Source organism: Thiobacillus sp. (genome assembly GCF_013693775.1).
GTDB lineage: Bacteria > Pseudomonadota > Gammaproteobacteria > Burkholderiales > Thiobacillaceae > Thiobacillus.
On sequence record NZ_CP059257.1, the window covers coordinates 1,991,477 to 2,004,672 of the forward strand.

The 13,196-nt window shown below is 64.2% G+C and carries 9 protein-coding genes; all 9 read right to left on the bottom strand.

The annotated features are described in order from the left end of the window. Positions 1 to 352: 352 nt before the first annotated feature. The 9 genes from atzF to HZY77_RS09960 all read right to left on the bottom strand — a co-directional run bounded on the left by atzF (position 353) and on the right by HZY77_RS09960 (position 13,036). Positions 353 to 2,152 carry an allophanate hydrolase gene (gene atzF, locus HZY77_RS09915; RefSeq protein ID WP_296814201.1) on the bottom strand — a complete coding sequence of 600 codons (1,800 nt, stop codon included), beginning with the start codon at positions 2,150 to 2,152 and terminating at the stop codon, positions 353 to 355. Between the two features lie 10 nt (positions 2,153 to 2,162). Next, entirely contained in the window at positions 2,163 to 5,765 is a 3,603-nt protein-coding gene (uca, locus tag HZY77_RS09920) for an urea carboxylase (RefSeq protein WP_296814202.1), read from the bottom strand. Between the two features lie 206 nt (positions 5,766 to 5,971). Further along, positions 5,972 to 6,646, bottom strand: a complete 675-nt coding sequence (locus HZY77_RS09925; protein WP_296814203.1) for an urea amidolyase associated protein UAAP2 — start codon at positions 6,644 to 6,646, stop codon at positions 5,972 to 5,974. Between the two features lie 9 nt (positions 6,647 to 6,655). Then, positions 6,656 to 7,861, bottom strand: coding sequence for an urea amidolyase associated protein UAAP1 (locus HZY77_RS17805; RefSeq protein ID WP_363153553.1), 1,206 nt, complete (start codon positions 7,859 to 7,861; stop codon positions 6,656 to 6,658). Between the two features lie 58 nt (positions 7,862 to 7,919). Continuing rightward, entirely contained in the window at positions 7,920 to 9,326 is a 1,407-nt protein-coding gene (glnT, locus tag HZY77_RS09940) for a type III glutamate--ammonia ligase (RefSeq protein WP_296814204.1), read from the bottom strand. A gap of 13 nt (positions 9,327 to 9,339) precedes the next feature. Next, entirely contained in the window at positions 9,340 to 10,119 is a 780-nt protein-coding gene (locus HZY77_RS09945; RefSeq protein ID WP_296814206.1) for a creatininase family protein, read from the bottom strand. 9 nt (positions 10,120 to 10,128) lie between these two features. Beyond that, entirely contained in the window at positions 10,129 to 11,040 is a 912-nt protein-coding gene (locus HZY77_RS09950; protein ID WP_296814207.1) for an ABC transporter ATP-binding protein, read from the bottom strand. An 11-nt stretch (positions 11,041 to 11,051) separates the two neighbouring features. Beyond that, entirely contained in the window at positions 11,052 to 12,017 is a 966-nt protein-coding gene (locus tag HZY77_RS09955; RefSeq protein WP_296814209.1) for an ABC transporter permease, read from the bottom strand. Between the two features lie 20 nt (positions 12,018 to 12,037). Beyond that, entirely contained in the window at positions 12,038 to 13,036 is a 999-nt protein-coding gene (locus HZY77_RS09960) for an ABC transporter substrate-binding protein (protein ID WP_296814211.1), read from the bottom strand. Between the last annotated feature and the right edge of the window lie 160 nt (positions 13,037 to 13,196).

Consider the following 13,196-nt stretch of genomic DNA (forward strand, 5'->3'; position numbering starts at 1 on the left):
AATCCTATTGAACTAGGATTATACGCGCCAACACCACGGAAGTCAATATTAATCCTGCTATAGTAGGATTAATCTGTCATGCCTAACTGAATTCCAAATAAATCCTACTATGGTAGGATTTATTGGCCTCAGTGCTTTTCAACACTTTAACTTAACCCATAGGCCGTTCAGGCACTCTCGCTTTAGGCGTGCAGTGCGAGTTGCCGGATCAGCAAACTATCCCTCAACGTGATTTTCAGCTGAACGGCAGGTAACCGGCATATTGTTGCCCGCCACCGACCTCGAACCTAAGGTCCGCTAAGGCCGAAGAACAGCCAGTCCCGGCTAGTGCATGAACTTCCGCTTCGGGCCGTTAGAAGTCATTCCCCCTCGCCGCCAGCCAGGCCCGCCATCCGCCGTATTCCGTAATGTCCCGCGCATCGGTCATGCCGATGCCTTCGCAGATGAATCCGCTCACCATCGATCCATCGGCCAGTTCCAGCTTGCCGATGCCGAGCGGCGCGGGGATGCCGTCGACGAAGGAGCCGAACTGGCTGGCGGGCATCTCCCACACTTCGCAGGCGATGGTGGCACCGCCTTCCTGTACCTGGATGAGACCGGGTCGCTTGCCGTCGGGCAAGGCGTAGAAACGGTATTTGGTGGCAGTCTGTGTGGCACTCACCAGGCGTGCACTGCGTCCGGTGAGCTGGACATTCAAGGGCAGACCGCTCAAATGCGCACCGACGACGGCCACCCGCACCTGACCGCCCGGCAGCAGATTCAGCGACTCGGCAGGCGGCAGCGCATGGTCGGTTGCGCCCAGCTTGCCCCCGAGCGCCTGCTGCATGCGCGACGCCAGATGCAGCAGCGGGCCATCCTGGTGTGGCGGCGCGATGAGCGTGACGCCGAACGGCAAGCCGTCGTTCTGGAACCCGGCCGGCACGGCGGTGGCGGCGAGATCGAGCAGGTTCATGAAGTTGGTGTAATAACCGAGATGGGAATTGAGGCGGATGGGATCGGCCTGCATGTCATCGATGCGGTAGATCGTCCCCGCCGTCGGGGTGAGCATGACGTCGATGTCGTTCCATACCGCATCGCATGTCCGCTTGAGTGCGCGCAATGTGTGGAGATGGGCGAAGGTGTCGGCGGCGCTGATGTCGCGGCCGCCGGCGATGATCTCGCGCACCGGCGGAAAAATCGTGTCCGGTTGCGCGTCGAAGAAGTCGCGAATGGCCAGGTAGCGCTCGGCGACCCAGGGGCCGCCGTAGAGCAGGCGCGCGGTGTCGAGGAAGGGATCGAGGTCGATCTCGACTGCAGTGCCGCCGAGCGATTTCAGTCTTTCCACGGACTCGGCGAACAACCGTTCCGCGTCGGCGTTGCCGAAGAATTGCAGGTCTTTTTGCCGGGGTACGCCGAAACGGAAATCTGCTGCACGGCCGAAATCGAAGCCGTGCGGCGCCAGCGGGCGCGCGTATTCGTCGTCGGCATCGAAGCCGGCGGCGACCGCCAGCACGCGTTCGGCATCCTCGGCCGTGAGCGCGAAGATCGACACCGCATCGAGCGAGCGACAGGCGGGCACCACGCCACGCGTGGAGAGCGCACCGCAGCTCGGCTTGTGGCCGACCAGATGGTTGAACGCGGCGGGCACGCGGCCGGAACCGGCCGTGTCGGTGCCAAGCGAGAAGCTCGCCAGTCCCAGTGCCACGGCGACGGCCGAACCGGAACTGGAACCGCCGGAAATGAAATCGGGGTCAAAAGCATTGCGGCAGGCGCCGTAGGGCGAGCGGGTGCCGTTCAGCCCGGTGGCGAACTGGTCGAGGTTGGTTTTCCCGATCGGGATCGCGCCGGCGTCGATCAGGCGCTGCACCACCGTGGCGCTGCGTTCCGGCGTGTAGGCAAACTCGGGGCAGGCCGCCGTGGTCGGCAGACCGGCGAGGTCGATGTTGTCCTTGATGGCGAACGGGATGCCGTAGAGCGGCAGGCTCGCGATGTCGCGCCCTTCGAGATTTCGGGCGTAGGCACGCAGGGCATCGACGTCGAGACGGCTGATCCAGATGTGGTGCGCGTCCTCGCCCGCCATGCGGGCGAGCAGGACTTCCACCAACCCGAGTGGAGTGAGTTCGCCGGACTGATACAGGCTGCGCAGCGTGGTGATGTCGAGTGAAGTGTTCATGTTGCCGGCCTCATTCGCTCACCAGCACCAGCAGGTCCTGCCCGGCGCTCACCTGCCCGCCTTCTCGGCAGAACACTTTGTGGATACGGCCGTCGCACGGCGCCAGCACGGCGAATTCCATCTTCATCGATTCGACGATGACGAGCGTGTCGCCCTGCTTCACTTCGGCCCCTTCGGCGACCTCGACCTTCCACACGTTGCCGGCGACATGGCTGGCTAGGGCGCGGCCGTTCTCAGGCAGGTCGAGTTCGCTGTCGGGCGCGGCTTCGGCCACGGTCAGGTCGCTGGCATAGTCAGCCTGGCCACTGGCACGCCAGCGTTCGCGTTCGGCGTCGAACGAGGCCTGCTGCTGCGTCTTGAACGCGGCGATCGATTCGGCCTGGTCGGCGAGGAAGGCGTTGTACTCCTTGAGGCTGAAGGTGGTTTCCTCGATCTCCAGCTGGTAGCGGCCGAGCGGGAAGTCCTCGCGGATCTTCAGCAGCTCGTCTGCGCTCACCGGGAAGAAGCGCACCTGGTCGAAGAAGCGCAGCAGCCACGGCTTGCCGTCGGTGAAATTGGCGGTCTGGCGCCAGCGGTTCCACATCTGCAGCGTACGGCCGACGAACTGGTAGCCGCCGGGGCCTTCCATGCCGTAGACGCACATATAGGCGCCGCCGATGCCGACCGCGTTTTCCGGGGTCCAGGTACGCGCCGGGTTGTATTTGGTGGTAACGAGACGATGGCGCGGATCGACCGGCGTGGCGACCGGCGCGCCGAGGTAGACGTCGCCCAGGCCCATGACCAGGTAGCTGGCGTCGAAGACGATGCGCTTCACGTCCTCGATGCTGTCGAGCCCGTTGATGCGGCGGATGAACTCGATGTTGCTCGGACACCAGGGCGCATCCTTGCGCACCGACTGCATGTACTTCTCGATGGCCAGTTGCGTGGCGGCGTCGTCCCACGACAGCGGGATGTGCACGATGCGGGTCGGCACCTGCATGTCCTCGATTGCCGGCAGCGCTTTTTCCGCCGCGAGCAGCAGCTCCATCAGTTTGCCCAGCGGCAGCACACGCGAATCATAGTGAACCTGCAGCGAGCGGATGCCGGGCGTGAGGTCGAGGATGCCAAGCACGGCATCGGCCTTCAGCCGCGTCATCAGCGCGTGCACACGGAAGCGCAGGTTGAGGTCGAGCACCAGCGGGCCATATTCGACGAGCAGGTACTTGTCGCCGGCGCGGCGGTAGACGACCGCCACCGGGTTGTCGGTCTCGGCGATGCGCTGCAGCACCGGTTCGGCGAGCGGATCGGCAGCGGCCGCGAGCGTGGGCGCGGCCTGCGCGGCAAGGCTGGCGATGGCGTCATCCTGCGCCGCTTCCATGCGCTCGGCCTGCGCCTGGCTCAATCGCCTGAAGCGCACGGTGTCGCCGGGACGCAGCTGGCCCATCTTCCACAACTCGGCCTGCACGATGGTCGCCGGGCAGACGAAGCCGCCAAGGCTGGGGCCGTCCGGGCCGAGGATCACCGGCATGTCGCCGGTGAAGTCGACCGCGCCGATCGCATAGGCGTTGTCGTGGATGTTTGACGGATGCAGCCCCGCCTCGCCACCGTCCTTGCGCGCCCATTCAGGACGTGGCCCGATCAATCTGACCCNCGTCCGGCTGGAGTTGTAATGCACTTCCCAGTCGGTGGCGAAGAACATGTCGATGTCGGCGTCGGTGAAGAAGTCCGGCGCACCGTGCGGGCCATAGAGCACCCCGATTTCCCAGGCGTGGCTGTAGGCCGGTACCAGCGCGGCGGGCAGCGTGTTCTCGATGGCCGCATCTTCAGCCGCCTGGATATGCAATACATCTCCTACCCTGAGCGTGCGCCCGGCATGCCCGCCGAACTGGCCCAGCGTGAAGGTCGATTTGCTGCTGAGATAATCGGGCACATCGAAACCGCCGCGCACCGCCAGGTAGGCGCGGCAGCCCGTGTCCTTGATGGCGCCGAGCTTGAGCAGCGAGCCCGCCTTCACCGCATGCGCGGTCCAGTTGGTAAGCGGCTGGCCGTCGAGCTCGGCGGCCATGTCGGCACCGGCGAGCGCGATCACGCTGTCGCAGTTGAAGCGCAGCGTGGGGCCGGCGACGGTCAATTCGAGTGCAGCCTCGCCTTCGGCGTTGCTCGCGAGGCGGTTGGCCAAGCGCAGCGCCAGCGCGTCCATCGGACCCGACGGCGGCACGCCGACGTCCCAGTATCCGGCACGGCCCGGCCAGTCCTGAATGCTGCTCTGGACGCCGGGTTCGATCACGTCGATGGTCGCGGGGCGGTAGTGGAAGGCGTTGAGGTAGCGCGTGGTCTGGCGCCCTTCGGCGAAGACGCTGTCGCGCACGATCTGGGCGAGGTAGCCGAGATTGGTCTCGATGCCGGCGACACGGGTGTCCGCCAGCACCGCCTGCATCCTGCTCAGCGCCTCGGCACGGTCGCGGCCCTTGACGATGATCTTGGCGACCATGGGGTCGTAGAACGGAGGCACGTCCGAACCACGCTCGACCCAGGTTTCGATGCGGGCGTCGGGCGAAAAGACGGCTTCGGTCAGCACACCGGCGGCCGGCTGGAAATCCTTGCCCGGATCCTCGGCGTAAAGGCGCACCTGCATCGATGCACCCTGCGGCTCGGCCTTGAAGCCGGCGAGATCCAGCTCTCCCGCGGCTTCCTTCACCATCCACTCGACCAGGTCGACACCGGTGACTTCCTCGGTGACGCCGTGCTCGACCTGCAGGCGCGTGTTCACTTCCAGGAAATAGAACTCGCCGCTCTGTGTGTCGTAGACGAACTCGACCGTGCCGGCGGAACGGTAGCCCACCGCCTGGCCGAGACGCACGGCGGTCGCCAGCAGTTGTTCGCGCTGCAGATCGGTGAGGCCGGGTGCGGGCGTCTCCTCGATGACCTTCTGGTTGCGCCGCTGCACCGAGCAATCGCGTTCGCCCAGTGCGACGACATGGCCTTTGCCGTCGCCGAAGATCTGCACCTCGATGTGACGCGCGTGCTCGACGTATTTCTCGAGGAAGATGCCGGCCTCCTTGAAGTTGGCGCGGGCGAGACGTTCCACCGACTGGAAGGCTTCCACCAGTTCGTCGCTGCTCCAGATCAGGCGCATTCCGATGCCGCCGCCGCCGGCGGTGCTCTTCAGCATCACCGGGTAGCCGATGCGCGCCGCTTCGGCCTGCGCATGGCCGGCGTCGCTCAGAAGACCGGAGCCCGGCAGTAGCGGCACCTTGTTCTGCTCGGCGAGATCGCGCGCGGTGTGCTTGAGGCCGAACGCGCGCATCTGGTCCGGGCTCGGGCCGATGAAGGCGATGCCGGCGGTCGCGCAGTCCTCGGCGAAGCCGGGATTCTCGGAGAGGAAGCCGTAGCCGGGGTGGATGGCCTGGGCGCCGGTGGCCTGGGCCGCTTCGAGGATCTTCTCGGCACGCAGGTAGCTCTGTGCCGCCGACGCGGGGCCGATTTCCACCGCCTCGTCGGCCAGCCGCACGTGCAGCGAATGACGGTCCGCCTCGGAATAAACGGCAACCGATTTCACCCCCATGGTACGGAGGGTGCGGATAATGCGGCAGGCAATGGCGCCGCGGTTGGCGATGAGGACCTTGTCGAACATATTTTTCCTTGCGGGTCGTCCCGCTCCGGAGAGACCGAATAACCTACTGCGCGAACACCGGGCGGCGTTGCGCGGTGCTCGGAATCCTCATGTACTTGCATGTATATTCCGGTTCCTGCGCGCCGCGCGCCTTGCCCAGTGTCCGCTCGCTACGGTTCTTCAGCCTCTCCTTTCTCGCGGCCCGGGCCGTCCCGAGCCGGCTGTTTTCATTGTTCCGGTGCGTCCCAGATCAGTACCCGAACCGGGGTCGGGTTGTAGGCGTTGCAGGGATTGTTCAACTGCGGGCAGTTGGAGATCAGGCACAGCACGTCCATCTCGGCGCGCATCTCCACGTATTTTCCAGGTGCCGACACGCCATCGGCGAAGGTGAGACCGCCCTCGGGCGTCACCGGCACATTCATGAAGAAGTTGATGTTGCTGGTGATGTCGCGCTTGGTCAGCCCGCCGCCGCTTTTATTAGAGTCATAGTGCGCCAGCGCGTGCAGGAAGCTGTCGCGGCACGAGTGCATCGGCCGCTTGTCGAGCGCGTAGCGCACGGTGTTGCTCTCGCACGAGCAGGCGCCGCCCAGGGTGTCATGGCGGCCGCAGGTGTCGGCGGTGATGGTCAGCATGACCCTGCCCTCGGTCGACATCAGCTGCGTGCCGGCGGTCAGATAGAGCGCCCCTTGGGCCCGGACGGTGTCGGCGGCGCTGTAACGCTCCTCGGGATCGCGTGCGTTGTAGAACAGGGTATCGACCGCCTGGTTGCCTTCGAGGTCGAGGATGCGGAACACCTGGCCCTTCTTGATTTCGTGGATCCATGGATCGCCGGCATCGACCACGGTATCGACCACGGCAGTCTTAGGATCAAAGGGGCTTTCGACGAGGTTGAAGCTGGTCATGATGTCACCTCAACGGAATAGGATTTCGGTTTGATAGAAGCCGCGCTGGTTTTCCGCGCAGCTGTTGCGGCAGACATCGTCCGCACCCGACGTACCACTCTTCCAGGCGGTCAGCATGACGTCGCCCGGCGCGTAATCGGGACGCGAATCGAGCGGATGCGGCGCGGCAGACAGCACCACCAGCACGTTCATCTCGAAGCGTAGGTCAACGTAGGCGCCCGGGCGCGAATTCGTCTCATCGAAGTGCAACCGGCCGGCTTCGTCGGCCACCGCCTTGCTGAAGAAGTTGGCGTTGGGCACCACGTCGCGCTTGCCCAGTCCCCACTTGCCAAGCTCGATCAACAAGCCGTCACGACCGTTGCGGTACATGGCGTTGCGGTGGGTCTGGTAAGTCGCCTCGCCGTATTTCGCCTTCACCATCTCGGCGTTGGTTACGCCGCATACCGTGTCGTGCCAGCCGCAGCTGTCGTTGATGACCGAACACAGGACATGTCCCATGTCGGAGTAGAGCGCGTGGCCCGTGGTGAGATGCGCGGTGTGCTGCGCCTTCAGGGTGTCCGGCATGTTGTAGCGCTCGAGTTTCTCCTCGGCGTTGTAGAACAATGCCGACACGTTGGCGCGACCGCTCAGGTCGGTCAGCCGGAGCACGTTGCCCCGACGGATGATGCCCGACCAGTGGCAGCCGCCGGGCAGGGATTCTTCCCACAGGAACAGCGCCGGGGAATGGGGTTGAGGTGTTGTGCCATGTGAAATCCAGTCGATAGATTGATTGCCGGCGTTTCCTGTTTCAACCGGCAGCCGGCGCATGCAGGGCGGGATGACTGCCGCCAGCAGTTGCAGACGGCCGGTGATGACGCCGCGCTGGGCAAGCATCTCATGGGTGATGGCCTGGAGCTTAGTGGCCGGCCCCTGGACCAGGATCACCTCCAGCATCTGGTCCTCGGTCAGGTGCACATGCAAGGAGCTGATGACCTCGGCGACATGATGGTACTGGATGTCCGCCAGCCGTCCTTGCAGGCCACGCGTGGCGCGGTTGTAGAGCAAGGTGAGCGTGCCCGCCATGACCTCGTTGCCGAGGCTGCGCTTATGTTCGGCCAACTGGTAGTTGACCATTTCGCCGATGGCCCGCGAACGGCTGTCGTATCCGCGGCTCTCGACCATGCGATCCAGTTCGGTCAGCAGATCGGCAGGCAGCGAGACGCTGATGCGGCTCACCAGGCTGGAGATTTTTCGCTTCCGTTTTTCGTCGTCATGGTCGATTCGTCCCTACCCGTCAGAACATGTAGCTGTAGCGTTCGACTTCCCACTTGCTGACGGCGAGATGGTAGGCCTCCCATTCTTCGGTCTTGTAGCGGACAAACTCGTCGCGCAGTTCCTTGCCCAGGGTAGCCTCGACCAGCGGGTCGGCGGCGAAGGCGGCGACCGCTTCCTGCAGGGTCTGGGGCAGAAACTCGATGCCGCGCGCGTTGCGTTCCGCTTCGCTGATGGCGTACAGGTTGTCCTCGTTCGGATTGCCCGGATTCAGCCCCTCGCGGATACCTTCGAGGCCGGCGGCCAGGACCAGGGTCGCGGCCAGGTAGGGGTTGACCGCGCCGTCGGCGTTGCGCGATTCGCAGCGGCCGCCGCCAGCCGGGATGCGCACCGAGTTGGTGCGGTTGTTGGAGCCCCAGGAGTTGAACACCGGCGCCCACGAGAAATAGCTCATCGCGCCGCGCCGCACCAGGCGCTTGTAGCTGTTCACGGTCGGCGCGAAGACGGCGCACAGCGCGCGGCCGTGCTTGAGGATGCCGGCGACGAAGCTGTAGCCGAGCGACGTCAGACCGATGCCGTGCGGATCGTCCTCGGGCGCGCAGGCGAACAGGTTCTTGCCGGTCTCCAGGTCGTAGATCGACATGTTGAAGTGGGCGCCGTTGCCGGTCTTGTCGGCGAATGGCTTGGGCATCATGGTGGCGAGCAGGCCTTCTTCCTTGGCGTAGTGCTTGGCCATGAAGCGGAAGAAGGTCAGGCGGTCGCAGGTGGTCAGCGCATCGGCATAGTTGAAGTCGAATTCGAACTGGCCGTTGGCGTCCTCGTGGTCGAAGGAATAGAGGTCCCAGCCCAGGTCGTTGATCGAGGTCGCCATCTTGTCGAGCCAGGAGAAGTTGTCGACGAAGCCGCGCACGTCGTAGCAGGGCTTGGTCAGCTTGTCGTCGGCGACCGGCACCGACAGGCTGCCGTCCTCGTCCTGCTTCAGGAGAAAAATCTCGCATTCGATGCCGAGGTTCATGCCGTAGCCGAGCTTGGCGGCTTCGGCGAGCTGGTTCTTCAGCGCGACGCGGGTGTTGAGGGCGTAGGGCTTGCCCTGGAAATGGTTGTCGGCCGGGATCCAGGCGATCTTCGGCTCCCAGGGCAGCTGGATGGCGCGGTCGAGGTCGGGCACCGAGGTCAATTCGTCGTCGTTGGGCGCCTGGCCGAGGCCGTCCAGCGCGTACCCGGTGTAGCGCTCGGACCCCTTCGCCATCTGGGNGAGATGGCCGATCGGCACGACCTTGGCCTTGGGCACGCCGTGGATGTCGACGTAGGCGCCGATGCAGTATTTGACCCCCTTGTCGGTCAGCTCGCGCTGCAGGCGGGCCGTTTCCTCTGCCGGATGGTGGGTGACGGGCTTGCCCAGTACGGCGGTATCGTCGATCGTGTTCATGATGCGTCCTTGTCTATCGGGTGGTGGCAGCGGGGACGGCGTCCCCGAAATAGGATTGATCGAGCGGCGGCGTTTCGACGCTGCCGGTGCGAACCAGTGCAGCGAGATCGGCCACCAGCCAGTCGAACCAGCGCTGGCCTTTCTCCACAGTGGCCAGGCTGGGCATGCCGGTGACGCCGTTCAGGCTGGTGCGGTTGACCGGGTGGGCGAAGACGCAGCTGCAGGTGCGATCCGGGTCGTCGGCCTGCGGAACCTTGTCGGCGCGCACGCCCTCAGGGGCGATCGCCAGCATGATCGATGTTTCGGCGTCGTTGGCATGCCAGTCGGCGGCGTCGGCGAAATGGAATTCACGCACGCGTTCGCTCAGCGTCGCGGTATTGATCACCGCGACCATCAGGTCGTCATGCTCGGCGCGCAGCATCTCCAGCGCGCAGCGCAGTGGCGCGGCATTGGTGACATGGGCGTTGACGATGAACAGCCGGCGCACGCCGCTGTGATAGGCCCAGTCGCCGATCTGCTTGACGACTTCGATGAGGGTGATCGGCGGCAGCGCGATCGTGCCGGGCCAGCGCCGGCTGTGGCCGAGCGAGCAGCCGTAGGGCAGCGTGGGCAGCATGGGCACGCCGGTCTGCGCGGCGACCGAGGCGCAGAGCTGCTCGGCGATCACGAAATCGACGCCGCATCCGAGGTGCGGGCCATGCTGCTCGGTAGCCCCCACCGGCAGGATAGCGGCGTGGCCGCAGCGGGCCAGGACGGCGGGGATTTCGGACCAGGTGAGATCAGACCAGCGCATGCTCATCCCTTACTCAACGTTGTCGTGCACGTCGGTGAAGCGGATCAGATGCGGTTTCACCGCCTGCTCGTCTTCCGGTTCGGGTTCCGGCTCGGGATGGATGAGTTCTTCCAGGCGCGCCTTGGTGGCCAGGAATTCCGGCGTGTTGAACTGGCCCGGCGAACGCGGACGCGGCACCGGTACCTCGATCACTTCCTGCACTTCGCCGGGATGGGCTTTCAGCACCAGGATGCGATCGGCCAGATAGATCGCCTCGTCGAGATCGTGCGTGATGAACAACACGGTGACGTCGATGTTCTTCCAGATGTCGATCAAATGCGACTGCATCTTGGAGCGGGTCTGGGCATCGAGGGCGCCGAAGGGCTCGTCCATGAGCAGGATGCGCGGCTGGTTGACCAGGGCGCGGGCGATGGCGACGCGCTGGCGCATACCGCCGGACAGTTGATGCGGATAGGCGTCGGCAAACTGGGTCAGGCCGACTAGATCCAGCCACAGCAAGGCATCGCGCTCGGCCTCATCCTTGTCGCGACCGTTCATCTGGGGGCCGAACATCACGTTTTTCTTCACGGTCAGCCAGGGAAACAGGGAATAGCCCTGGAACACCATGCCGCGATCCTGTCCCGGACCGGTGACCGGCTTGCCGTCCAGCAACACGTCACCGGAGGTGTGGCTTTCGAGGCCGGCGAGGATGCGGATCAGGGTCGACTTGCCGCAGCCGGAGGGGCCGATGACGCAAACGAATTCGCGCCGGCGGACGCTGAAGTCGATGCCGCGCAGGGCCTCGACCTCGCCTTGCGCCGACAGGAAGCGCTTGCCGAGCTTGCGCACCTCGAGAATGGTTTCGCGCTGGTTGATCCGGTCGAAGCGCGCCTTCACAGCTTCCGACTGGTCCAGGTAGCTGGGCAGATTGTTCGGGTTCATGGCGAGGTTCCTCAGCGGCGATCCTGGGTGCGGTCCCAGGGAAACAGTCGGCGGCCGAGCCGGGCCAGGATCAGGTCGGTGCCGAAACCGATGATGCCGATGGTCATGATGGCGGCGTAGACGTTGTCGAAATGCTGGTAGCGCGCCTGCTGGGTGATGAACCAGGTGATGCCGGAACTGGTGCCGATCAGCTCGGCCACGATCAGGTAGGTCCAGGCCCAGCCAAGCAGAATGCGCTGATCGCGATACAGATCGGGCAGGATGCCGGGCACCACCACTTTGCTCAGCAGCTTGATATTGCGCGTGCCCAGGGTGCGGGCGGCCTCGATGAGCGTGACCTCCAGCTTGCGCGTGGTATTGGCGATGATCAGCACCTGCTGGAACAGGGTGCCGATGACGATGATGGCAATCTTGGGTCCATCGTAGATGCCGAGGATGGCCACTGCCAGGGCGCCGAAGGCCGGCGCCGGCAGGTAGCGGAAGAATTCGATGAACGGCTCGCTCAGCCGTCCCATCAGGGTATAGGTGCCGGACAGGATGCCCAGCGGCACGCCGACGATCGACGAGATCAGGAAGCCCCAGAAAATGATCTGGATGCTGTGCCACAGGCTCGCTGGCATCGAGGGCACGTCGGTGCTCTTGGGCGGATGGACGAAACCGTTGTAGAAGGCCTTCGCCACCTGGTCGGGCGCCGGCAGATAGATCGGGTTGGCGGATTTTCCGACCGGAACAGCCAGATGCTCGCGTTCCATGTTGGCGACTTCATCCGCGAACATAGTCTTGTCGACCAGCATGTCGACCTGGAAATAATCCACGCCGCCGGGATCGATGACGTGGACCTTGGGATGCCAGACGAAAGGCACATAGCTGACCAGACACCAGGCCAGCAACGGCAGCAGAAACGAGCCGATTCCCAGCAGCGTGCGTTTGCGCGCATCCCTATCCACGCTGCCCAGCCATTTGGAAGTCGTGCTCATTTCCGCTCCGTGCTCCGGTTTTACTTGGCGTTGGTGAAAGACGAATCGAGGTAGCTGTCGATGTCCTGATGCGCCTTATAGACCCCGTTCGCCACGTTGAAGTCGTCAGCCACCTTGGAGGAGCCATACAGCGACGTGAAGCCAGGACCCTTGACGTAGATCTTCTTGCCATCGGCCAGGCTCAGCAGATGGGTGCCCTTGAGCAGCGGCAGATAAACTTGCGGCGTGACGCCGACCCGGGCCGCCATGATCTTCACTGCGTCAGGCTGGGTCTTGGGATCGTTGATGTAGTGCACGACGCGGTCCCAGACCTTCACGACCTTGAGCCACTCGGCCTTGCGCTGCTTGGCACTGGCCGGGTTGACTGCGAGGACGTCGTAGATCAGGCCCGGCTCATCCGCGGAGGTATAGACCGGACGGGAGCCCGGCAGCGACTTCATGGCCTGGCCGGCGATCGGTTGCCAGGCGCCGATCGCCGAGACGTCGCCTGTCGCGAGCACCTGGGGCATCTCGTTGGTCTTGGCGTTGACCAGGGTGACGTCGGATTCCTTCATGCCGGCCTTCTTGAGGCCGTTCAGCAGCAGCAGGTGCTCGACCAGGCCTTCCTCGACGGCAACTTTCTTGCCCTTAAGGTCCTTGAGCGACTTGATCCCGGGCTTGGCGACGATCATGTCGTTGCCGTTGGAATAGTCGGTCAGCATGATCATGACGCTCTTGCCGCCGGCCGNCCCGGTCACCAGGGCGTCGCCGTTGGTCATGGTCACGGCGTCGATCTTGCCGGCCGCGAAAGCGTCCATCGACGCGGAGTAGTCGAACCATTCGAAATCGACCGCGACGCCGGCTTCCTTGAACCAGCCCTTGTCGATGGCGACCTGCCAGGCGACCCAGCCCGGCCAGTCACTGTAGCCGATCTTGAGCGGCTGGGCCGCGTGGGCCGAAATGGACAGGGCGGCGGCAGCGGGAATCACCAGCCGGATGAACAATGACTTCAGGGTGCTGCCGAGATGCTTCACATTCATGGTGGGCTCCTTGATGTTGGGTATTACCGAAGTGAATATTCGTAATATTCACTTCCTAATTAGCAACCCCATGCCACACCATCAACCCACATCTATCACCATGAATAAAAAGGAAAATCAGCAGAAAGCCCCTGTGCTTTCAGCATCCTGCGAGCATTCT